This window comes from Streptomyces sp. NBC_00461 (assembly GCF_036013935.1).
GTDB lineage: Bacteria > Actinomycetota > Actinomycetes > Streptomycetales > Streptomycetaceae > Streptomyces.
Genome location: NZ_CP107902.1, coordinates 424,942 through 446,292 on the forward strand (window position 1 = coordinate 424,942; position 21,351 = coordinate 446,292).

The 21,351-nt window shown below is 69.3% G+C and carries 21 protein-coding genes and 1 pseudogene; 11 read left to right on the forward strand and 11 right to left on the reverse strand.

Annotated elements, in window-relative coordinates:
* Nucleotides 1–145: 145 nt before the first annotated feature.
* The 4 genes and pseudogenes from OG870_RS02120 to OG870_RS02135 all read right to left on the reverse strand — a co-directional run.
* The gene (locus tag OG870_RS02120; RefSeq protein ID WP_266524859.1) at nt 146–811 is read right to left on the reverse strand and encodes a dihydrofolate reductase family protein; all 666 of its coding nucleotides are present in this window, start codon (nt 809–811) and stop codon (nt 146–148) included.
* Nucleotides 811–1,317, reverse strand: a complete 507-nt coding sequence (locus OG870_RS02125) for an SRPBCC family protein (RefSeq protein WP_266524857.1) — start codon at nt 1,315–1,317, stop codon at nt 811–813. Before OG870_RS02125 ends, OG870_RS02120 begins: the two co-directional genes overlap by 1 nt.
* 3 nt (nt 1,318–1,320) lie before the next feature.
* Nucleotides 1,321–1,662, reverse strand: a complete 342-nt coding sequence (locus tag OG870_RS02130; RefSeq protein ID WP_266524855.1) for an ArsR/SmtB family transcription factor — start codon at nt 1,660–1,662, stop codon at nt 1,321–1,323.
* A gap of 73 nt (nt 1,663–1,735) precedes the next feature.
* Nucleotides 1,736–2,108, reverse strand: a pseudogene (locus OG870_RS02135) (transposase family protein); the annotation flags it as partial.
* A 42-nt stretch (nt 2,109–2,150) separates the two neighbouring features.
* On the opposite strand from OG870_RS02135, the gene OG870_RS02140 reads away from it, so the two are divergent.
* The 7 genes from OG870_RS02140 (at nt 2,151) to OG870_RS02170 (ending at nt 8,879) form a co-directional block, all read left to right on the forward strand.
* Complete coding sequence (locus OG870_RS02140; RefSeq protein WP_323179491.1) at nt 2,151–2,354, forward strand: VOC family protein; 204 nt, start codon at nt 2,151–2,153, stop codon at nt 2,352–2,354.
* A 173-nt stretch (nt 2,355–2,527) separates the two neighbouring features.
* The gene (locus tag OG870_RS02145) at nt 2,528–2,749 is read left to right on the forward strand and encodes a hypothetical protein (protein WP_327690544.1); all 222 of its coding nucleotides are present in this window, start codon (nt 2,528–2,530) and stop codon (nt 2,747–2,749) included.
* 79 nt (nt 2,750–2,828) lie between these two features.
* Nucleotides 2,829–3,605: a polysaccharide deacetylase family protein gene (locus OG870_RS02150; RefSeq protein ID WP_266845233.1), complete on the forward strand. Its 777-nt coding sequence runs from the start codon at nt 2,829–2,831 to the stop codon at nt 3,603–3,605.
* Between the two features lie 490 nt (nt 3,606–4,095).
* Complete coding sequence (locus OG870_RS02155) at nt 4,096–4,935, forward strand: SDR family oxidoreductase (protein ID WP_266524847.1); 840 nt, start codon at nt 4,096–4,098, stop codon at nt 4,933–4,935.
* A gap of 6 nt (nt 4,936–4,941) precedes the next feature.
* Nucleotides 4,942–6,279, forward strand: coding sequence for an NAD(P)/FAD-dependent oxidoreductase (locus OG870_RS02160; RefSeq protein WP_266845235.1), 1,338 nt, complete (start codon nt 4,942–4,944; stop codon nt 6,277–6,279).
* A gap of 90 nt (nt 6,280–6,369) precedes the next feature.
* The gene (locus OG870_RS02165) at nt 6,370–7,839 is read left to right on the forward strand and encodes a cytochrome ubiquinol oxidase subunit I (RefSeq protein WP_266845237.1); all 1,470 of its coding nucleotides are present in this window, start codon (nt 6,370–6,372) and stop codon (nt 7,837–7,839) included.
* A complete protein-coding gene (locus tag OG870_RS02170) occupies nt 7,839–8,879 on the forward strand; it encodes a cytochrome d ubiquinol oxidase subunit II (protein ID WP_266845239.1) in 1,041 nt (346 codons plus the stop codon). Before OG870_RS02165 ends, OG870_RS02170 begins: the two co-directional genes overlap by 1 nt.
* Before the next feature lie 36 nt (nt 8,880–8,915).
* Here OG870_RS02170 and OG870_RS02175 read toward each other — a convergent pair whose 3' ends face one another.
* The 4 genes from OG870_RS02175 to OG870_RS02190 all read right to left on the reverse strand — a co-directional run bounded on the left by OG870_RS02175 (nt 8,916) and on the right by OG870_RS02190 (nt 13,966).
* Complete coding sequence (locus OG870_RS02175) at nt 8,916–10,496, reverse strand: GMC oxidoreductase (protein ID WP_266592806.1); 1,581 nt, start codon at nt 10,494–10,496, stop codon at nt 8,916–8,918.
* Between the two features lie 183 nt (nt 10,497–10,679).
* The gene (locus OG870_RS02180) at nt 10,680–11,195 is read right to left on the reverse strand and encodes a gluconokinase (protein WP_266845242.1); all 516 of its coding nucleotides are present in this window, start codon (nt 11,193–11,195) and stop codon (nt 10,680–10,682) included.
* Nucleotides 11,192–12,136, reverse strand: coding sequence for a cyclase family protein (locus tag OG870_RS02185; RefSeq protein WP_266845244.1), 945 nt, complete (start codon nt 12,134–12,136; stop codon nt 11,192–11,194). Before OG870_RS02185 ends, OG870_RS02180 begins: the two co-directional genes overlap by 4 nt.
* Before the next feature lie 3 nt (nt 12,137–12,139).
* On the reverse strand, nt 12,140–13,966 hold the full coding sequence (locus OG870_RS02190; protein WP_266845246.1) for a glycoside hydrolase family 15 protein: 1,827 nt from the start codon (nt 13,964–13,966) through the stop codon (nt 12,140–12,142).
* A gap of 241 nt (nt 13,967–14,207) precedes the next feature.
* Here OG870_RS02190 and OG870_RS02195 point away from each other — a divergent pair, with 241 nt between their 5' ends.
* The 4 genes from OG870_RS02195 (at nt 14,208) to OG870_RS02210 (ending at nt 19,050) form a co-directional block, all read left to right on the forward strand.
* Nucleotides 14,208–15,161: a DUF389 domain-containing protein gene (locus tag OG870_RS02195; RefSeq protein ID WP_266592798.1), complete on the forward strand. Its 954-nt coding sequence runs from the start codon at nt 14,208–14,210 to the stop codon at nt 15,159–15,161.
* Nucleotides 15,162–15,379: 218 nt separating this feature from the next.
* The gene (locus OG870_RS02200) at nt 15,380–16,300 is read left to right on the forward strand and encodes an aldose 1-epimerase family protein (protein WP_266845248.1); all 921 of its coding nucleotides are present in this window, start codon (nt 15,380–15,382) and stop codon (nt 16,298–16,300) included.
* A gap of 121 nt (nt 16,301–16,421) precedes the next feature.
* Nucleotides 16,422–18,197, forward strand: a complete 1,776-nt coding sequence (locus OG870_RS02205; RefSeq protein WP_266845250.1) for a cation:proton antiporter — start codon at nt 16,422–16,424, stop codon at nt 18,195–18,197.
* Between the two features lie 418 nt (nt 18,198–18,615).
* The gene (locus OG870_RS02210) at nt 18,616–19,050 is read left to right on the forward strand and encodes a DUF7144 family membrane protein (protein WP_327690545.1); all 435 of its coding nucleotides are present in this window, start codon (nt 18,616–18,618) and stop codon (nt 19,048–19,050) included.
* Between the two features lie 74 nt (nt 19,051–19,124).
* On the opposite strand, the gene OG870_RS02215 is transcribed toward OG870_RS02210, so the two are convergent.
* The 3 genes from OG870_RS02215 to OG870_RS02225 all read right to left on the reverse strand — a co-directional run bounded on the left by OG870_RS02215 (nt 19,125) and on the right by OG870_RS02225 (nt 21,154).
* On the reverse strand, nt 19,125–19,622 hold the full coding sequence (locus tag OG870_RS02215) for a hypothetical protein (RefSeq protein WP_266845254.1): 498 nt from the start codon (nt 19,620–19,622) through the stop codon (nt 19,125–19,127).
* A 371-nt stretch (nt 19,623–19,993) separates the two neighbouring features.
* Nucleotides 19,994–20,566, reverse strand: a complete 573-nt coding sequence (locus OG870_RS02220) for a DUF6529 family protein (RefSeq protein ID WP_266845256.1) — start codon at nt 20,564–20,566, stop codon at nt 19,994–19,996.
* Between the two features lie 42 nt (nt 20,567–20,608).
* Entirely contained in the window at nt 20,609–21,154 is a 546-nt protein-coding gene (locus OG870_RS02225; RefSeq protein WP_266592788.1) for a COG4315 family predicted lipoprotein, read from the reverse strand.
* Between the last annotated feature and the right edge of the window lie 197 nt (nt 21,155–21,351).

Sequence of the window (21,351 nt, forward strand, 5' to 3'; positions counted from 1 at the left end):
CGCTGTCGCGGGTTCCGCCGGAGCACAGCAGCGTGTCACTGCGGCGTCATAAGTGGCTATTCGTAGCCGGCCGCGGTAGCGCATCGATTCAAGCGTGTGCGCCGTGGGCGCTCGGGTGGGTCGCTTGGGTGGAGTGGTGGCGTGGCTACCGTGGGCGCACGGCATAGGTCAGGTGCGTCACTCGCGACGACGGCTCCGAACGGACCGGCTCCAGCGCGACCCTGGACGCGTCCACGCCGTCGAACAGGCGGGTGCCGGCGCCGAAAAGCACCGGCGACAGCGTGATCGAGAACTCGTCGACCAGGCCGGCGTTCAGGTGCTCCAGGATCGTCGCGCCGCCGCCGGCGATGCGGACGTCGCGGTCGCCGGCGGCCTGGCGCGCCTGGTCGAGGGCGGACTCGATACCGTCGTTGACGAAGTGGAACGTGGTGCCGCCGGGCCGCTCCCACGGGTCACGCTTGGTGTGCGTCACGACGAAGACCGGAGTGTGGAAGGGCGCCTCGTGCGGCCATGACTGCTCGCCGAGGTCGAACATGCGCTTGCCCATGACGCTCGCGCCGGTGCGTTCGAACGTCTCCCGCGCGACGTCGTTGTCGCGGCCCTCCTCGCCTCCCTCACCCAGCTTCAGGTTCTCCCGGAAGAACCGCAGCGGGAAGATCCACTTCTGCAGTGCCGTCCACTGCGCCATCCAGCGCTGAACGTCCGGGTCGTCCTGCTTATCGGGCGCGAAGAAGTCGTCAACGGGCACGGATTCGGGCGCGATGAAGCCGTCCAGCGACATCGTCACGCTGAAGAACACCTTCCCGGCCATCAGCCCTGCGCCCCCTTCCGCGCGAGGTCGCTGACGTAGGCCGCCAGGCTGCTCAGGGTCTGCCGGCCGCCCTCGATGGCGTGGTACTTCTCGACCGCCTCGTCGCGCAGTTCCTTGGTGGGGAACACCGTGCGCATCTCGATCCGGGTCGCCGCCCCGTCCGGCGCGAACGTGATGACCGACTCGAAGGCGTTCGGGTCGTCGCGGGACTCGCCGTGCAGCAGCGCGATCCGCTCCGGTGGGGCGATCCGCAGCCAGCGGATCCACTCGGAGTAGTCGGTCCCGTCCGGCCCGTGCAGTACGAAGGCCCACTCCCCGCCCTCGCGGAACTCGAAGGACCGCGTGGTGGTGGTGAACCCCTCCGGACCCCACCACTGCGACAGGTGCCTCACCTCGGTGAACGCCTCGAACACCAGCTCCCGCGGGGCGTCGATGACCCGGGAGATCACGATCTCCCGGTCGGCCGTCGCCGGCTCCGCCCGCGTTTCATGCCTTGCCCCTGCCATCGGTCATTCCTCCTGCCGTGTCTGCTTGAGGTCCTGCACGTAGGTGTCCAGTCGGTCGAAACTCTCGTTCCAGAACTGCTCGAATCCGCCGACCCACTCGTGGACCGGCCGCAGCCCGCGGGCGTCCAGGCCGTACAGGCGCCGCTTGCCCGCCTCGCGGACCCGCACCAGCCCCACCTCCCGGAGCACCCGCAGGTGCTTGGACGCCCCCGGCTGGCTCATCCCCAGCTCCTGGGCCAGGTCGGTCACCGGCCGCTCACCCGCCCGCAGCAGCGCCAGGATGTCCCGGCGCTGCGGCTCGGCGATCGCGTTGAACGCATCTGACGTCGTCGCTGCTCGTGCCATGACAGCCATCATATTCCCATATCGGCATGCGTCAAGCGGGTAGGGAACCGAGCGAGTTTTGTCGGATGACGATTTATCCCGCGAGGGTGAGGTTGTGCGGGCGGATGGTGCCGAGCATGGAGTGGTGGACGCCATCTCCCTTGAGGCGGCGGTCGCGGAGGATCTTCCAGGTCTTCATGGGGCGAAGGTGTGCGCGACGCGGCGCGGACTTTGCGGTGAGAAGCGTTGTGTTCCTCTTTCCAAGCTGGGAGTTCGGTCTGGCCGGGCTCGCGACGTCGCGGGGTGATCAGCACCGTGCCGCGGGATTCGCCGTCCGCAATTACGGTGGCGTGGTCAACGGCGACGACAAGCCGGGGGTCGGCGTCGATGACGACCTGATGGTTCGTGGACTACCGAAAGGTCTTCGACTGCTCGGCCACCGTGTGGTCCCGAGTGGGAACCAGGGTGGTGCCGTCCTGTCGTTCTTCTCCACCCAAGCCATCGAGTCGATGGTGCCCGGGTCGATGGCCGCCGCCGCGAGTGGAGGCTTCACTCTGGAGTTCCGGGTCACTGACGTGGATGCACGCCACGAACATCTGTTGGCCCGGGCTGTTGAGATCCTCAAGCCACCGACAACCCAGCCATGGGGACGCCGATCGGTGTGGTTGCGTGACCCGGACGGCAACATCGTCAACCTCTACCAGGAGGCGTGAGGATTAGTCCCCACGCCTCACTTCGGTGCTGGTCGGTGGCGTGATCGGTAGCAGGTGATCGTCTGGTCATGGAGTGATTCGCCGGAACTGGGGGCGCGGGTGTCCGTGCCGTCTACTGCCCACGGAATCAAGGGAGTTCACGGGGCGGGAGAGGGGGGTGGAGGGTGGCCGCGGTGCTGCCGCGGGTGACTCAGCGGCGGGTCGTGCCGGCGGACCGGGGCGAGCAGTTGCGCAGGGAACTCGTGGAGGCGGAAGTCGAGGTGGCCCGCCTGGCGGCGGCCGCAGCAGCGGGCCGTCGCCAGGCACGAGGCACACCGGCGCCACCGTCGGCGGCCGAACATGTCAAAGAGGCGTTGGAGCGGATCGCGGCCGAGGTGGCGCCGCGGCTCACGTGAAACGCGCTGCACACAGGTGTCCTGCCTCACTATCGAGGCCGTCGGGCAACCTTTCCGGCGCTGAAACCTTCTCCTTGGCATGAAGATCCTCAAAAGACGGCCTCGCCTACTCATATTCCTGACCCTGGCCGTGGTGGCGGCCGTGACGGTGACCGTCGGCATGGTCATCCAGGCGAACAAGATGGAGACGGTCTCCCCGAGCGAGGAACGTGACCGGGCCGCGTCCGGAGCAGTCGTAGCGTTGGGGCAGGTGGACTGCCGGAAGGTCAAGTGCATCGCACTCACCTTCGACGGCAACCCGGGCGAACCCACCGACCGGCTGATGGACCTCCTGAAGGAGTACAAGGCGCCGTCGACGTTCTTCCTTGAGGGCCGGCGCATCCACAAGTTCCCGGATGTGGTGCGGCGGATCGCCAAGGACGGCCACGAGATCGGGGACCACACCTGGACGCACGCGGTGCTGACCGATGTCTCTGACGCGCAGATCCGCGACGAACTGCGCCGCACGGCACGGGCCATCTCCGGCATCACCGGCAGTGAGCCGACGCTGATGCGCCCGCCCCAGGGCCGCACCGACGACCGCGTCTCCAAGGTCTCGAAGGAAATGGGGATGGCGCAGGTGCTGTGGACGGTGACCGCGAAGGACTACGAGACGGACGACACCTCGCTGATCACCAAGCGCGTGCTCGCGGGCGCCGACCGCGACGGGATCATCCTGCTCCACCCGCTGCACAAGGGCACCGTGCCGGCCATGCCTTCCATCCTGAAGGCGCTCCGCAAGCAGGGCTACACCTTCGCGACCGTCTCCCAGCTGCTCGCTCCGTCCAAGGCCGAGCCCGGCAAGATCTACAAGTGACCGGCTGACGCGCGAAGCGTCCGCCTCCTTGGGCCTCTGGCCACCACGGAGCGGCGGCCTCCGCTCGACCCCGCAGCGGGCCAGGCGCAGGCGTCCGGTGTCGGACAGGGGTGCATTTCAAGATCGGTCAGCCGTGAGCCCTGTCACCGTCCACAACCTGCCCGGACAGAACACCTGGCGCAGGGTGGTCCACGATGGGACTTCTCCTCCCGCAGTCGGTTCTCGGACTCGGAGACTGTGCGTGGTGGCAGGAGCAGGTCATCAGCGCACCGTGGAGCAGCTCGTAGCCCGACCGCGTGACGTGCCCGGCCGAAGTGCGGCTGCCCTGCGCGCCGGTCAGTTCCACCCCCGACGCAGGGTGCTTACGTCAGGGGGCCGGGTATGCGACGGCTCCTGTGTCGGTCCTGACGGGTCGGCCGACGTCCAGCCATTCTCCTGCGCGTCGTCCGATTGCCGAGGGCGTCGTCCGCAACGCAAAGGAGAGATCGTGGTGGCAGGAAACGTCAGCGAGAGCCGCAGGGCGCTGTCCGCGCAGCTTCTCAGGGGCCAGAAGGCGCTGGTGACCGGTGCCAACTCGGGCATCGGCCTGGCGACCGCCATCGCCCTGGGCCGGGCCGGAGCGGACGTAGTGGTGAACTACGTCGTCGGTGCGCACGAGGCCGAGAACGTCGTGAAGGAGATCGAGAGCTTCGGAGTTCGCGCCTACGCCCACGAGGCCGACGTGTCCGACGAGGACCAGGTGACTGCCATGGTCGCGCGGATGGTCGAGGAGTTCGGCACCATCGACATCATGGTGGCCAACGCGGGCCTGCAGCGGGACGCGGCCCTCACGGAGATGACGCTCGCCCAGTGGCAGAAGGTCATCGACGTCAACCTGACCGGCCAGTTCCTGTGCGCGCGGGAAGCCGCCAAGGAGTTCATCCGGCGCGGCGTGGTGGAGAACGTCTCCCGGTCTGCGGGAAAGATCATCTGCATGAGCTCGGTCCACCAGGTCGTCCCATGGTCGGGGCACGTGAACTACGCCTCCTCCAAGGGCGGTGTGGGCATGCTGATGCAGACCCTCGCCCAGGAGCTGGCCCCCAAGCGGATCAGGGTCAACGCAGTAGCGCCCGGCGCCATTCGCACACCGATCAACCGCGACGCCTGGTCCACCCCCGAGGCCGAGGCCGACCTCCTGCGGCTGATCCCGTACCGCCGCGTGGGGGACCCGGACGACATTGCCAACGCCGTCGTCGCCATGGCGTCCGACCTGCTCGACTACGTCGTCGGGACCACCCTCTACGTCGACGGCGGAATGACGCTCTTCCCCGGCTTCGCCACCGGAGGCTGATTTCCGGTGGAGGATCACGTCACGCCCCGCCGGGTGGTCATCCTCGGCGGAGGGTTCGCGGGGCTGTTCGCCGCCCGCGCACTGCGGAGGTCACCGGTCGCGGTAACCGTGGTCGACCGCCGAGCCCACCACCTCTTTCAACCGCTGCTGTACCAGTGCGCCTCCGGGATCCTGTCCGAGGGGCAGATCGCACAACCGCTCCGCGGCGTTCTGCGACGCCACCACAACGTGAGCTGCGTGCTCGCCGAGGCCACCGACGTGGATGCCGGCGCCCGGCTGGTCCATGCCCGGCGGCCCGAGGGCGGAGCCGTCGTGCTGCCGTATGACGATCTGATCGTCGCGGTGGGCATGCGTCAGTCCTACTTCGGGCACAACGAGTTCGCCGCGCACGCCCCCGGCATGAAGACCCTGGACGACGCGCTCGATATCCGTCGACGGATCTACCGGGCGTTCGAGATGGCCGAAACGGCCGCAGACGACCTGGAACGGCAGCAATGGCTGACCTTCGCGCTCGTCGGCGGTGGGCCGACCGGTGTCGAACTCGCGGGACAGATCCGGGAGATCGCCGGCCACACGCTTGAGCGGGAGTTCCGGACGATTGATTCCGCCAAGGCCCGGGTGCTGCTTTTCGAGGGGTCCGACGCGGTGCTGGGTGCGTTCGGTCCTCGTCTGGCCCACCGTGCGGAGCGGACTTTGCAGGGTCTCGGTGTGGAGCTTCACCTCGGCACGATGGTCACCGACATCAACGCTCACGGTCTGGCCGTACAAGACCATGCCGGCAGGACGACCCGCTTCGAGGCACGCACCGTCTTGTGGACGGCGGGCGTCGAGGCTCCGCCCATCGCAGCCGCGCTGGCCCGGGCAACCGGTGCCGAACAGGACCGGGCCGGCCGCATCCTCGTCGAACCCGACCTCACCGTCCCGGGCCATCCGGAGATCCGCGTCACGGGCGACGTGATGAGCCTGAACAGGCTGCCGGGCCTCGCCGAAGTCGCCATGCAGTCCGGTGCGTACGTGGGCCGGAGCGTGCGCCACGCCGTCGAAGGCAGGACGAAGAAGCCGAAGCCCTTCAAGTACGTGGATCTCGGCAGCGCCGCCTACATCGCCCGCGGCCGGGCCGTGGTCAAGGCCGGCCCGCTGCATCTGTCGGGCTTCACCGGCTGGCTGGCCTGGCTCTTCATCCACCTGGCCTTCCTCACCGGCTTCCGCAGCAGACTGGGAGCGGTGCTCAGCTGGTCCGTCGCCTTCGCCACCAGCTCGCGCCGTGAACGCGCCTTCACCATGCCCAACACCGGCGTGTCGGCGGCCCGGGCGGGCGGCCTGGAGACACCTCCGCCTCCCTGACGGGCCCCGGCCCATCCTCTACGGGCGCCCCTTCGCATCCTGTCCCTCCTCAGCCCTGCCACCCCCACAGGGCGGATCATCGAGGCGCACATGCTCAGCATCGTCGGCTTTCTGGCGGGCAGCACCCCGGACCAACTCCTGCCGGCAAGGGAGTTGATGGCCTTCACCCTGGCCTCCCACATCCTGCTGGTCCCCTTCGGCGTCGCACTGCCGTTCATCACGTTGGTCATGCATCACCGGGCGCTCCGCCGCAACGACCCCGTCGCCCTCACACTCGCCCGGCGCTGGTCGGCGGTGATGGCCGTCCAGTTCGCCATCGGCATCATCACCGGCACCGTGCTGTCCTTCGAGTTCGGTCTGCTGTGGCCCGGCATGATGGGCCGCTGGGGAGACGTCTTCGGCCTCGGGTTCGGCGTCGAGGCGTGGGCGTTCTTCCTGGAGGCCGTCCTGATCGCGATCTACCTCTACGGCTGGCGCCGGCTGAAGCCCTGGACCCACTTCTGGCTGGCCGTGCCACTGCCGCTGGCCGCCCTGATGGGGGCGTTCGGCATCATCGCGGCCAACTCCTGGATGAACACCCCCCAGGGATTCAGCCTCGACGCCCAGGGCAAGCCGATCGACGTGAATGTGCAGCAGGCGGTCTTCACACCGATGTTCGGCCCGGAGTACTGGCACTTCACGGTCGCGATGTTCATGACCGCCGGCTACGTGGTCGCCGGCGTGTACGCGGTCGGCTGGCTGCGCGGGCGCCGCGACCGCTACCACCGGCTCGGCTTCACCGTGCCGTTCACGGTTGCCGCGATCCTCACTCCGATCCAGTTCATGCTGGGAGACTCCGCTGCTCGGGCCGTCTTCCACAAGCAGCCGGTCAAGTTCGCAGCCACGGAGATCGTCTGGAAGACCGACACCCATGTGCCCGAGTACATGTACGGGCGGCTGAACAGCGACGGCACGATCTCCGGCGGACTCAAGATCCCCCAGCTGGACTCGATCCTCGCCGGCTTCAAACCCAGCACCCAGGTGACGGGGCTGACCTCGGTGCCGGCCGCCGACCGCCCCACCGCCGTCCAGGCCACCATCGCCCACTGGGCCTTCGACACGATGGTCACCATCGGCAGCGTGCTGATCCTGCTCGCCCTCTGGTACGCCTGGTCCTGGTGGCGGCACCGGGACAACCCCGGTAGCCGCTGGTTCTACCGCTGCGCCGCGCTCGCGGGAGTCGCGTGCCTGGTCACCGTGGAGTGCGGCTGGATCACCACGGAGGTCGGCCGCCAGCCCTGGATCGTCTACAACCACATGAGGGTCTCGGAGGCGGTGACCAGCACCCGTGCCGGATCGCTGTGGGCGATGCTCGGCATCGTCATGGCCGTCTACATCGCTGTTTTCGGCGCCTTTCTCGCCGTCGTCCTGAAGATGCGCACCCGATGGCGCATCGCCGACGAGGGCCAGGCCGCCGCACGCGCGCAACTGCCCCCGGAAGCCGACACCCCGTACGGACCCAGAAGCGAGCCCGAGCCCGCAGCCGCCGGTTCCGGCCACACCCCTGGGGGTGCGTCCTGATGGCCGACTTCATCGCCTGGGTGCTGGTGATCGCGATCGCCGCCTACGCCTGCGCCGGAGGCACCGACTACGGCGCCGGATTTTGGGACCTCCTGGCCGGCGGCGCGGAGCGCGGCAAGCGGCCCCGCCGGCTGATCGACCAGGCCATGGCGCCGGTCTGGGAGGCCAACAACGTCTGGCTGATCTTCGTCCTGGTCATCATGTGGACCGGCTTCCCGACGATGTTCCAGGCCGTCTTCTCCGCGATGTGGCTGCCGCTCGCCCTGGCCGCTGTCGGCCTGGTGCTCCGGGGTGCCGGGTTCGCCCTGCGTAAGCCGGCCCGTCGCCTGGCCCAACGACGCATCTACGGCGCGGTATTCGCCATCGCGTCACTGCTCACGCCGTTCTTCCTAGGGGCGGTGCTCGGCGGCATCGCCTCCGGCCGGGTCAAGGTCGGCACGAACGCCTCCGCGGACGCCTGGGCCAATGGAACCTCCGTCCTCACGGGTCTGCTGGCCGTCGCCGCCACCGCCTTCCTCGGAGCGGTCTTCCTCTGCTGTGACGCCCTGCGGCTCGGCGCACCCGATCTCGTCGACTACTTCCGCGTACGGGCGCTGTGTGCCTTCGGCGCCGTTGTGGTCCTCGGGCTCATCGCCCTGCCCGTCACGCACGATGACGCCCGCTACGTCTGGGACGGCCTCACCGGGGGCTTGGGCCTGCTGCTGATCATTCTGGCTGCGGTCTGCGGTCTGGCCACGGTGTTGCTTCTGCTGCGTCGGTCCCACGGCTGGTCCCGCTACACCTCGGTGGCGAGCGTGGCCCTGGTCGTCGGCGCCTGGGGCTTCGCGCAGCGGCCCTACGTGCTGCCCACCTCGCTGACGGTGACCGAGGCGGCCGGGGCCACCCACACCCTGCGCTGGCTGATGATCGTCACCGCCATCGCGATCGTGCTGGTCGGTCCTGCGCTGGTACTGCTCTACCGGCTCGACACGATGGGTGAGCTGGAGGAACTCACCGACGCCGACACTCGGGCCGCCAGAACGTCCGGCGACAACCTGTAGCGACGCTCAGCCGGTTCACCGAGCGGCGGTGTCCAGTCACCTCAGCCGGGCGGCGATGTGGTCGCCGACCCGTAGGGCGTTGGCGATGGCGGTCAGTGACGGGTTCACCGCGCCGATGCTGGGGAAGAAACTGGTGTCCACGACGTAGAGGTTGTCGAGGTCGTGGGCCTTGCAGTTGACGTCGAGTGCCGAACTTCGTGGGTCGTCGCCGAAGCGCACGGTGCCGGCCTGGTGTGCGGTGGCGCCGATCGGCATGCCCTTGTGCAAGTAGATGCTGTGATCCAGCAGATGGTGCTCGTGCATGCCCAGGTGTCCGAGCATTCCCCGCAACTTGTGCTGGAGGCGCTTCAGCCCGGCGATGTTGTTCTTCTCGTCGAGGGCCAGGTGGATGGCGTCGTCCTTGTCGAGGGTGACCCGGCTCTCGGGCAGCGGAAGGTCCTCTCCGCACAGCCAGAAGTCGACGGCGTGGTGCGCGAGTACCTCGAAGGGCATGTCGGGCATGGCGGCACCGGCCCAGCGCGGTGCCTCGCCGTGGATCTGGTCGGCGTCCGACTTGCCGAGCATCTGGATGCCGCCGAGCGGAAACTCCCAGTCGTCCGCGCCCAGGTACCAGTCGTTCAGCGCCAGGGTCTTCTGGAAACTTGTGGGGTTCGGTTCCTTCGACACCGCCATCAGCGCCAGGTTGTTGTGCCGCATGTAGTGGCGACCCACCACGTCCGAGCTGTTGGCCAGACCGGCGGGGTGCTTGTCGCCCGCCGAACGCAGCAGCAGAACGGCGGAGTTGACCGCGCCGGCGGCGACCACCACGATGTCGGCGCTGAATTCCTCGGTCGCTCCGTTCCTGAGTTCGGCGACGACCCTGGTGACGGTGCGTCCGGTCGGGTCGGTCTCCAGGCGCTGCACGTCGGCGTTGGTCACCATCGTGACGTTGTCGTACTTCAGCGCCGGGTCGACGCAGATCACCTGTGCGTCGGACTTGGCGCCCAGCAGGCAGGGGAAGCCGTCGACCCGGTCGCAGCGGATGCAGACGCTGTCGTGGGTGGCCCGGCCGTGCTCGTCCTGGGTCAGGTTCACGCCGATCGGCAGGTGAAAGGGGTGCAGGCCGGCCTTCCCCAGATCGTCGCTGAGCTGCTGGATGCGCGCCTCGTGCTCGACCGGCGGGTAGGCGTACTGCGCGCTCGTCGGCCCTCCGGTGGGGTCCTCGCCGTGCCGGCCGTGCACCAGGTAGAGGTGCTCGGCCTGGGTGTAGTACGGCTCCAGGTCCTCGTAACGGATCGGCCAGGCCGGAGAGATGCCGTCGTGGTGGCGCAGTTCGCCGAAGTCCTCGGGCCGGAGCCGGAAGAGCGCGGCGCCGTAGAACTTGGTGTTGCCCCCGACGTAGTAATTGACCTCCGGCGGGAACTGGTTGCCGTGCTTGTCGTACCAGAACTCCGGGGCACGGTACTTGCCCTTGACGAAGACGGTGGTGGAGTCCCAGTTGTCCCGCTCCCGCGGCAGGTAGTCGCCGCGTTCCAGGATCAGGATCCGCTTGCCGGAGGGGGCCAGCCGGTGGGCGAGCGTGCCGCCGCCCGCTCCCGTACCGATGACGATGACGTCGTAGTGCTGATCGTCGGCCATGAGAGGGTCCCGTTCTAGAAGTCGTCGGCTGTCCTGGCCGAAGCGCCCGTCCGGGGGGCTCCGGCCTGTGCTGTTCCGCACGGACATTCACGCATTCGGAATATTCAGGACATTCGGCGCCAACTACCAAACTATCGGGTGGGTCGGCCTGCGGCGACCCGGCGGATTCGATCAGGCGCCCGGTCATTTCACAGCACGGACAGCGCGCACCGCCTGGTCGACGAGGGTCTGCGAGTCGGCCACCGCGTCGACGGTCAGGCCGGGCTCGTCCGGCCGCAGCGGTTCCAGGGCGGCGTACTGGGAATCCACCAGCCGGGCGGGCATGAAATGGCCCACACGGCCTGCGAGCCGCCGGTCGGCGATCGCGCGGTCCAGCGCCAGATACAGGAACAACACGCCTGCGCCTGCCCTGCGCAACTCGTCCCGGTACTCGCGCTTGAGGGCCGAGCACGCCACCACCCCGCCCTGTCCGGCCTCGGTCGCCTCGCGGATCCATTCGGCGACAGCCCGCAGCCACGGGCGGCGATCCTCGTCGTCGAGTGGGTGGCCTGCGGACATCTTGGCGCGGTTCGCGGCCGGGTGGACGTCGTCCGCCTCCAGGAAGGGCACCCTCATCCGCTGCGCGAGCAGCAGTCCGACGGTGGACTTGCCCGATCCCGAGACACCCATGACCACCACGACCGAGGGTGCCGGGGTCACAGGACGGCAATCGGATTGACCGGCGAGCCGGTGGCGTCCGGCAGTCTCAGTGGGGCGATCACGCACAGGAAGGACCAGCGTCCCTCCGCCTTGCAGACCGGTGCCAGGTCCTCGAACTGCAGGTAGTCCAGCAGGTGCAGGCCCATGGCGTGGATCGCCAGCACATGCACGGGAAAGTCGACGCCTTCGGTGGAACTCGGGGCCGTGTCGTTGTTACCGTCGCCGCCGAGCACAACGACCCGTCGGTCGGCGAGGAACTCCAGTGCCGACGGGTGGAGTCCGGCGCGCTCACGCGCCGCGTGCCACGGTCCGAGTTCGGCACGGCGTCGGCGATGCCCGACGCGGACGAACAGGAGGTCGCCCTCGGTCACGCGGACGTGCTGGGCGGTTTCGGCCGTGGTGAGGTCGCCGACCGTCACGTGATCACCCGGTTCGAGCCAGGGCACGCCGCGCAGCCGCGCGATGTCCAGCAGCACGCCGCGCCCCACGATCCCGTCGCGCACCGCCTCGACCGAGAGCGCCGTGGCTCCGTCCGCCGTGACGCTGCTCGCGGCCACGCCGCCGTGCAGGGTGCCGTCGTAGATCACGTGACAGAGGGCGTCCAGGTGGCTGTCGGCGTCGCCGTGCACGTTCATCGCGAAGCTGTCCCTCGCGAAGTGCAGTCCGCTGGAGACGTCTTCGCCTGGCTGCCCGCTCATCCGGTGCTTCGCGGGCTCCGGATTGTCCGGGCCGGGCAGTGTCTCCACTGGCGCGGCGAGCGTCACCGTCCGGCCGGTCCGCACCTCCCGAGTGGCGGCCGCCACCCGGGCAGGAGTGAGCGCGTCCAGAGCGCCGCGGTCGCCTGAGGCCCAGGCAGAGCGCGAGGACAGGCGCCGGTACAGCTCGCCGAATTCCTCCTCGGTCAGCCGTGGCGGTCCTGGCGGATGGGCATGGGTGACCATAGGTCAGCGCCTGTGCTCCGCGTCGAGCGCCTGGTCGAGGGTGGAGGCCGCCATGATGAGCGACAGATGGGTGAACGCCTGCGGGAAGTTGCCCAGTTGTTCCCCGGTCGGACCGACCTCCTCGGCGAAGAGCCCGACGTGGTTGGCGTAGGTCTGCATCTTCTCGAAGGTGTAGCGGGCCTGAGGCAGTCGCCCCGCCCGGGCCAGCGCGTCGACGTAGAGGAAGGTGCACAGACTGAAGGTGCCCTCCGAGCCGCGCAGCCCGTCCGGCGACGCCGCCGGGTCGTAGCGGTAGACGAGGCTGTCGGAGACGAGCTTGCGGTCCATCGCGTCGAGGGTGGAGAGCCAGGCCGGGTCCTTCGGGGCGACGAATTCGACCCTGGGCATCAGCAGCAGGGAGGCGTCCAGGACGTCGCTGCCGTAGTGCTGGACGAAGGCGCCCTCCTGCTCGCTCCAGCCGCGTTCCATGACCTGTTCGAAGATGGCGTCTCTCGCGCCGCGCCACTTCTCCAGGTCGGCGGGCCTGCGGAAGTGCTCGGCCACGCTCAGTCCGTGGTCGAAGGCGACCCAGCACATCACGCGGCTGTAGGTGAAGTCCTGCCGGCCGCCGCGGGTCTCCCAGATGCCCTCGTCCGGCCGGTCCCAGTGGTCGGCGAGCCAGTCCAGCGTCCTGGACACCGTCTTCCATCCCCGGTACGTGGTCTGCTGCGCGATCTCAAGGCCCTGGGACACCGCGTAGAGGGCCTCGCCGTAGATGTCCAACTGGAGCTGGTCGGCGGCACCGTTGCCGATGCGGACGGGGGCAGAACCGCGGTAGCCCTCGAAGTGTTCGAGTATCTCCTCCGGCAGGTCGGGGTTGCCGTCGATCCGGTACATCGTCTGGAGCGGCTCCTCCTCCTTGCCCTCGCGCTCGTGCAGCCTGTCGACGAGCCAGTGGACGAAGGAGGTGGCCTCCTCGACGAAGCCCAGGTCCAGCATGGCCCGCACGGACAGCGCGCCGTCGCGTACCCAGGTGAACCGGTAGTCCCAGTTGCGCTCTCCGCCGACCTGCTCGGGCAGGCCCGTGGTGGCCGCCGCGACGAGGGCGCCGGTGGGGGCGTAGGTGAGGAGCTTGAGGGTGATGACCGAACGGTGCACCAGCTCGGGCCAGCGGCCCCGGTAGTGGGACTGGCGCAGCCAGTCCTGCCAGAAGCGGCCGGTGTCGTCGACCTGCGCGGTGAGTCCGTCGACGGTGAGGGGCGGGGGTGCCTCGCCGCCGGACGCGCAGACGGTGAACACGGCGCCACCGGACTCGCCGGCATTCAGTGTCAGCCGGCCGCGTACGTCCTGGCCGTCCCGCTTCAGCGGGAACGAGGTCTGCAGATGCGCGTCCATCCCCGCGGACCGGAACAGGCCGTTCTTTCCGCCCTCGCCGAGTTCCAGCTGGTGCTCGGCCCGGCCGTAGTCGAAGCGCGGCCGGCATTCGAGGGTGAAGGGGACGCTCCCGCGCACGGCACGCACGAGGCGTATCAGGGTGTGACGGTCGGTGGCGGTGCCGGTTCGGTCCGGAGGCATGAAGTCGATCACTTCACCCACTCCGTCCGGTGACATGAACCGGGTCACCAGAATGGCCGTGTCGGGGTAGTACAGCTGCTTGCAGGTCTGGTCCGGGTGCTCGGGGGCCAGCCGCAGGTACCCGCCGCCGTCGTGGTCGAGCAGGGCGGCGAAGACGCTGGGTGAGTCGAACCGGGGAGCGGCGAACCAGTCCACGACACCCTGCGACGAGACGAGCGCGGCGGTCTGCAGGTCGCCCACCAGGCCGTGTTCGGCGATGGGAGGGTAGCGGTCCATGGCTGCTCCGAAATCTCGGAAAGATCCCCCTGTGTCCACTATCGGCCAATCGGGTGATCCTTGCGCGCCGGAAGCGAACGGAGCGACTGGGGGCGCCGCAGCGCGAGCAGAACACCCGCCTTGCCGACCCCCACCCAGCGAGCGTTACTTACTGGAGTCGGCCGGTCACACGCGGGAGGGCTCCGGCACCCGGGCACCGTGACGCCGCGGTGGCGTCGTCGGCGAGCGAAGGAGGTGGTGCATGGAGATGATCCACGTCCGGCTGGTGAGCCCCACTGATCTCACCCCCCGGGCGGTCGGGCTGCTGACCGACGACCGCTATGTCTTCAACCTGGTCGTCCTCGCCGAACTGGCGCACAACCCCGACGGTGACGCGATCGAGTGCGACATCCTGGCGGGTGCGGCCAACGCCGTGCTGCGCGGCCTGCGCGAGCTGGAACTCGACCGCCGCGGATCCATCGTCATCGAACCGGTCGAGATGGCCTTCTCCGGCACGGCGGCCGAAGCCGAGCAGCGGCAGCTCGGGGCGCTCGCGCACGCGCCGGTCTGGGAGGAGGTCGAAGCGCGGATTCGCGCCGAGGGCACCTATCTGCCGAGTTTCTACATCTACTTGGTCATCGCAGGCGTCATCGGGGCGGTGGGAATCATCACCAACTCCCAGATCCTCATCGTCGCGGCGATGGTCGTAGGACCGGAGTACGGCGCTGTCACCAGCGTCGCACTGGGCATCGACCGCGGCAACGGCACCAGGATCCGCCAGGGCCTGTTCGCCCTGACCGTGGGATTCCTGCTGGCCGTCCTCGTGACCTTCCTGTTCTCGTGGGCGGTCCGGGGCCTCGACTTTCAACCCAAGGCATTCGAGCTGGGCTTCAGGCCCGTCTCCACGCTGATCGACGCCCCCAACGCCTTCTCCGTCGTCGTCGCGGTGCTGGCCGGCATCGTCGGGATCATGTCCCTGACCCAGGCCAGGACGAGCGCTCTGCTCGGCGTCTTCATCTCGGTCACCACCATCCCGGCCGCCGCCGACATCGGCGTCTCCTGCGCGTTCTCCAGCTGGAGCGAGGCGCGCGGATCCCTGATCCAACTCCTGCTCAACATCGTGCTGCTGATCCTGGTGGGCGTGTTGATGATCAGGTTCCAACGGGCTGTCTGGCGGCGCATCGGCCGTCGCGAAGGGCGCGCGGGCAGCGGGTGACGCCGCCATCCGGGAGCCGGCGCGAGCGCCCTGGCGTCGGCCGCCGCCCGCTTCTGTGGCCTCAGCGGGCGAACCTGCCCGGTGATCGCGCCGAGGGGAACGTGTCGTGCTTGACCGGGCCCATGGCGGGGCCGCACGCTCCCGACGGGAGGGCCGGCACCACAGGCCACCACCACGTCGGCGTCCGAGGACGGCCGGGCGGACCGAGGAGGCCACGCGTGCAGGAGAGCCGCACCGGACGGCAACTGACCCTGCGTCACGGCACACACCGTGCCGTTGTCGTCGAGCTGGGCGCGGCCCTTCGGTCGTACGCGGTCGGTGAGCGCACCGTGATCGACGGATTCGCCGAACAGGACCGGATCACCGGCGGACGCGGCCAGATCCTGGTGCCGTGGCCCAACCGGATCCGCGACGGCCGCTACCCCTGGTCCGGGCAGGATCTGCAGCTACCGCTCACCGAGCCGACCGGCGGCAACGCCATCCACGGGCTGCTGCGGTGGGTCGCGTGGCGGGTCGTGGAGGCGAGCGGCAGCCGCGCCGTCCTGGAGGTCTCGCTGTGGCCGCAGCCGGGCTACCCGTTCCACCTCCACGTCCGCGCCGAGTACACCCTGGGCGAGAGCGGGCTCGAAGTCGCCGTCACCGCGCGCAACCTTGACGCGAGCGCCGCACCGTACGGCTTCGGACAGCACCCCTACGTCACCGCGGGCACCGCCGTCGTCGACCAGGCGCTGCTGACCGTCCCCGCACGCACCTGGCTGCGCACCGATGAGCGTGGACTGCCGGTCGCCGCCGAGCCGGTCGCCGGGAGCGAGTACGACCTGCGAACGCCCCGAGCTGTCGGTGCGCTCCGGCTGGACACCCCTTTCGGCGACCTCGACCGGGACGCGGACGGTCGGGCCGTGGTGCGCCTGGCTCACCCGTCGGGTGCGTTCGGCACCGACGTGTGGCTCGGTGAAGGCGCCGACTACGTGCAGCTCTACACCGGCGACACGCTCCCGCCGGGGCAGCGCCGTCGGGCGGTCGCTATCGAGCCGATGACCTGTCCGCCCGACGCCTTCCGCAGCGGCACCGGGCTCGTCAGCCTTGGCCCCGGCGAGCAGCACACCGTCCGCTGGGGGATCACCCCGTGGGGAGAGTGACGACGCCGTCACGGCGCCCGACCGTCACACGGCACTCGGCGGAGATCTGACCCGGACGGCCACGCAGCAGGTCGGCACGAGCACCCGCTCGTCCCACCACCCCGCACCGAAAGGGCCGAATGTGACGACGAACCAGGTATTCATCGGCGTGGGCGTGATCCTGCTCCTGGCCGTCGGATCGCAGATCCTGGCCGGCCGCCTGCACATCCCCGCCCTCATCGTCCTGCTGCCGGTCGGCTTCGCCGCCGGCGCGCTGATCGACGACGTCGCCCCCGAGCAGCTGCTGGGCACCGCGTTCTCACCGCTGGTGTCGCTGGCCGTCGCCGTGATCCTCTACGACGCCGGCCTCGGGCTGGACCTGGCGGCGCTGAAGGGCCACACCCGCCGCGTCGTCGTCCGGCTGATCTGGATCGGTGTCCTCATCACCGGGCTGCTCGGCGCTCTGGTTGCCGCGCCGCTGCTGGGGATTTCCGCACGGGCGGCCATCATGATCGGCACGATCCTCGTGGTCTCGGGGCCGACGGTCGTCGGACCACTGCTCAGTTTCGTGCGACCGAAGGACCGGCTCCAGCGCATCCTGGTCTGGGAAGGGTCCCTCATCGACCCGGTCGGCGGCGTCCTGGGCGCACTGGTCTTCCATGCGGTCGTGGCGAGCTCACACCACGTCGGCAGTGGGGCGGCGCGGTTCCTGGCCAGCGTGGGCATCGGAGTGGCCGGAGGCGCGGTCGGAGCGGCTGTGCTGTGGGTGCTGTTCCGGGTGCTGCGGCTCGGCGAGGTCCTCGGCACCACGGCGCAACTCGCCCTGGTGATCGGCGTGGCGGCGTTCTGCGACGTCCTGCGCGACGACACGGGACTCATCGCCTCCGTGGTGATGGGCCTGGCCGTCGCCAACCTCCCCGGCATGGACGTACCCGCGCGTCGGCCCTTCTTCGAGACCCTGGTCAGCCTGATCCTCGGCGTGCTCTTCATCTCGATCTCGGCCACCGTCACCCCTCACTCGCTGCGCCACGTATGGCTGCCCGCGCTCGGGCTCGCCGCCTTTCTGGTGCTGGTCGTCAGGCCGCTGGTCGCCCTCGTGGCCACCCTCGGCACCGACCTGACCCGCGGCGAGCGGAGCTTCATCGGCTGGATGGCGCCACGCGGGATCGTCGCGGCCGCCACGGCCTCCACGTTCTCGGCCGGCCTGGTGGCCAATGACATCGGCGGCGCATCGAAGATCCTTCCGGCCACGTTCGTCGTCATCGTCGCGACCGTGACGCTCTACGGCCTGACCGCCTCGCCCGTCGCCCGTTGCCTGGGCGTCGTGCGCCCGTCCCGCTCGCGGCCCCTGCTGGTCGGCGGCGACCCCTGGGTGGTCGACCTGGGCGTGGCCCTGAAGTCAGCAGGGCTGGAGGTGCTGATGTGGGCGGGGGAAGAGGAACAGCGCGAACGTATCCGACAGGCCGGCATCGAGCTGGCGCCCGGTGAGCTGTTGGGCGCCGCCGCGGGCGAAGCGGCCGAGCTGGAGGGCATCACGGCGGTGTACTTCCTCACCTCCGAGGACGACTTCAACGCGCTGGCGGCGGTGCTTCTGCGAGGCAGCGTGGAGGGTACGGTCCACCGCCTCAACGCACCGGCCGACAGTCACGGCGTGGTGGCGCCGTTCATCGGCGGTGAGGTTCTGTTCGGCCCGGATCTGACCTGGCCGACGTTCTCCCGCAGGTACGAGGAGGGGGCAGCCGTGCTCGTCCAGCCCGTCGGCGACGCCGAGCGGCCCGGCAGCGATCTGCTGTTCCTCGTACGGCGGGACGGCCGCCTCGATCCGGTCACGGAAGCCGGCACGCCCCTCCCCCGGCCTGGGGACACGGCCGTGCTTCTGGCCCCGGGCGCGCGGGGTACCGACAGCACGCCGGAGTAGGACGACGTCGGCTGTCGGCCGTCCGAAGCTCCACTCCAAGCACCGGGGGCCGAGCCTCTGCGCGTTGGAAGGGGATTCCGCTGCGTGCTGGCCACCCTGCCACCCTGCTTCTGCGCCCAAGAGGGGCTTACCGTCATGCCGCTGGTGATCGTGGCGGTCGTGGCGGTCGTGGTCTCCTACCTCTTCACGCTCGGGCTGACCCCGCCGCCGACCACCTCACCCGCCACCGAGCAGGAAGCGCGCCTGTACTTGCGCGGCGGCATGACGGCTGCGGGGGTACGGGCGCCTCTCGGAGCCGCCGACAGGGCCATCGGCCGCGGTACCCACGAGCCGGTCCCCCGAGAGCACAGGCTTCCGCGCAACACTCATGGGCCACTACCGATTGCGGGCTGGGGTGGTGCTGCATCTCATGGATCCCATGCAGCAACAAACCTCTCCACCAGACGGTGCCGTCCCCCCGATGGAGCGATCGCACTGGGTGGCCTTCGCCGGAATCCTGCTACTGGTCAGCGCCCTCTTCAACCTGCTCAACGGATTTGTGGCGATCTTCAATCACGGCTACTACTCGACCGTCTATTCCGGAGGCAACCGGCTGCTCATCTTCAACTACACGGCTTGGGGCTGGATCTGGGTCGCCATCGGCATCGTGATGGCCCTGGCGGGTCTCGGCGTGCTCGTGGGCTCCAGAGCGGCGCGGCTGACGGGCGTCTGTCTGGCAGCGTTCTGTCTCGTCGGTCAGATGATCTTCCTTCCGGTCTACCCATTCTGGTCTCTGTTCACGATGCTGGTGTCCGTGCTGGTCATCTACGGTCTGCTGGCCGAACCGCGACACGTGCACGGCGCGCGCGTGTAGCGCAGCGCAGGCCCGGAGGACATCGCCGCACCGGGGCCCGGCTCGCGGCGGTTGTCGCGCCTGTGGTGGCACCGCTACTGGCACCCTGCCCGCTCGGTGTCGGTGGCGCACACCGAGCTGCGATAGTCGACCCGTGCCCGAGGAGCAGCGCGGACTGCATTCCGCTGCGCGAGCTTGGCTGGGGAGGAGACGAGGAGGGCGACACCCTGAACGTGTTCGGCCGCGGTATCCCGTTCAGGGCAGCGGGCCAGGACGTCCTTCAGCGCGGCACGCTCGTCCTCGCTCGGGGTCGCGGGCCGACGAGTGAGCCAGCCGGTGACGCGCCGCACCGTCCGCCGAGGAGGCAGCGCCTGCGGCGGCGCGGCGCGCAGGGCGGCGATGTAGGCGCGGAGCACCCGGTAGGCGCCGGGGGCGTTCTGGGAGATCAGTTCGTGATGCAGGCGCTTGATGTTCGTGCGTCCTGCGGCGAACCGCCGCTCCAGATAGAGCTCGTAGGGGGCCAGGCGGCTGGGGCGGGGACGGTTCCCCCGGAGGGTGTCCTGACAGGTGGCCGTACGTGCGTATCGCAGCACGGTGTTGAGCCCCCAGCCCAGATTCCGGGCGACCGCCCGGCACAAGTGCCCCTGAGCGAGCAGCTCGTGAACCAGGGCGTGCGCGACCTTATTGCGATGCGCTCGCCGGCCATCAAGGTCCGGTCCGCCGTGCACGCAGTCGTCGGTCGACGCTCCAACGGCCCTCGGTGTTCGTGGCGTTGGCCCATTCAGGCATTCGCGGTGGGCCGCGACACAGGTTTCCACTGCCCGGCCGATGCCCTGGCGGCAGGTGGAACCGGTCGGCGACCTGGATGGCCGCGGGAGCGCCGAGCCGCATGCCGTCGACGTAGACGCCCGCCCTGTCCCGGCAGATGATCTCTACGCCCGGGTGGGCTGCCGGCCTGCGACCCTCACAGCCCGGGAGCATCGAATCCATTGAGAGCCCACAGTGCGCCGGAGTACCACAGCAGTCCGATGAGGCAGACCAGGACGCTGCCGGTGACTGGGAGCATCCAGCCCGGCAGTCGGCGGCTGTGAACCACGAGTACCTTGGCGACGAACGCGCCGTACAGGGCGCAGCCGGCAACGGAGTGCAGGAAGACTCGTGTGCTTGTGGTCTCCACGCCGTACGTGCTGAGGCAGTGGTAGCTGATGGGCAGCGACAGCAGGAAAGCGACCCACCCCACCACTCGGTGCCCGGTACGGACCGGGCGAGGCGCCGCCTGCAGGCCGGGAAGGCGGTGGTACATCCACAAAGCCAGTAGGAGTTGGACGAGAGCAAGGCCGAACAGGGCGCTTCCGAGACGGGCCTTGAGGTCGACCGCGTCGGTGCCGTGGGCGCCGAACAGTCCCATCCCGTACTGAGGGCTGTGGTGACGCCCGGTCACCCAGATCGCCACCGCGACGGCCACGGAGGCGGCCAGCACCAGCGCAGCGGCGGCCCAGGCAGACCGCCGCCCAGAAGTAGGGTGGTCCGCTGTCATCGTCGCATCCTCTGTCCGGCCGCGAATTCGGTGGTGGTCAGCTCAATCCACCTTCTGGCCGCTCACGTCGAGCACGTACCACGCGGCGCCGAACTGGTTGAGATCCTGGCCGTTCGTGTCGCCCGGCTTGGAGTCTCCGGCATACCCGTACAGCGGATGTCCGTGATAGGTGACCTGGGTCTTGCCGTCGGACCGCTTTGTCGTGCCCAGCAGTCCTGACTTGGCCGAGCCGCCCGCCGTCGGACTACCGGACGTCAGCAGCGGCGGCCAGGCCGCGGCGCACGAACCGTTGCAGGTCGACTGCGTCGATTTGTCGGCCTCGAACAGGTACAGGGTCCGGCCCTTCGCATCGACCAGGATCGTGCCGAGCTTGCCGGCCGTGGCGGTCTTGACCGTGGCCTGCGCACTGGCCGAGGCGCTGCTCGCTGGTGCGGAGGGGCTTTTGCCGTAGCCAGAAGCAGCGCTCGAGGCCTCGCTCGACGGCGTGGCCGACGACGAACCACCACCGCTGGAGCAGCCACTCGCTCCGACGGCGAGCGCCACAAAGGCAGCGGTACATGCAACATTAGCCAGGCGGATACGCCTCATCACAGCTCCTCAGCATCGGCCGACCCAGTCGATCGGTCCAATAGAGCCATGCTTGCCCCGGTCTCCGGGATCCCGTGCCCTACGGCGCCACGGCGCCGGGATTTTTCGCTCAGTTGGACGACTCGGCCCGTCGCCCGGCTGACGTGCTGCGCGGTTGTCCGAACTGTGCGGGTGGCCGACCGGCACTGGACAGTGAT

Coding starts and splice junctions, on each gene's coding strand:
- OG870_RS02165 (WP_266845237.1), top strand. CDS start 6,370: ATGCTCAGCATCGTCGGCTTTCTGGCGGGCAGCACCCCGGACCAACTC.
- OG870_RS02120 (WP_266524859.1), bottom strand. CDS start 811: ATGGCCGGGAAGGTGTTCTTCAGCGTGACGATGTCGCTGGACGGCTTC.
- OG870_RS02130 (WP_266524855.1), bottom strand. CDS start 1,662: ATGGCACGAGCAGCGACGACGTCAGATGCGTTCAACGCGATCGCCGAG.
- OG870_RS02150 (WP_266845233.1), top strand. CDS start 2,829: ATGAAGATCCTCAAAAGACGGCCTCGCCTACTCATATTCCTGACCCTG.
- OG870_RS02140 (WP_323179491.1), top strand. CDS start 2,151: ATGGTGCCCGGGTCGATGGCCGCCGCCGCGAGTGGAGGCTTCACTCTG.
- OG870_RS02175 (WP_266592806.1), bottom strand. CDS start 10,496: ATGGCCGACGATCAGCACTACGACGTCATCGTCATCGGTACGGGAGCG.
- OG870_RS02195 (WP_266592798.1), top strand. CDS start 14,208: ATGGAGATGATCCACGTCCGGCTGGTGAGCCCCACTGATCTCACCCCC.
- OG870_RS02210 (WP_327690545.1), top strand. CDS start 18,616: ATGCAGCAACAAACCTCTCCACCAGACGGTGCCGTCCCCCCGATGGAG.
- OG870_RS02125 (WP_266524857.1), bottom strand. CDS start 1,317: ATGGCAGGGGCAAGGCATGAAACGCGGGCGGAGCCGGCGACGGCCGAC.
- OG870_RS02190 (WP_266845246.1), bottom strand. CDS start 13,966: ATGGACCGCTACCCTCCCATCGCCGAACACGGCCTGGTGGGCGACCTG.
- OG870_RS02225 (WP_266592788.1), bottom strand. CDS start 21,154: ATGAGGCGTATCCGCCTGGCTAATGTTGCATGTACCGCTGCCTTTGTG.
- OG870_RS02220 (WP_266845256.1), bottom strand. CDS start 20,566: ATGACAGCGGACCACCCTACTTCTGGGCGGCGGTCTGCCTGGGCCGCC.
- OG870_RS02185 (WP_266845244.1), bottom strand. CDS start 12,136: ATGGTCACCCATGCCCATCCGCCAGGACCGCCACGGCTGACCGAGGAG.
- OG870_RS02170 (WP_266845239.1), top strand. CDS start 7,839: ATGGCCGACTTCATCGCCTGGGTGCTGGTGATCGCGATCGCCGCCTAC.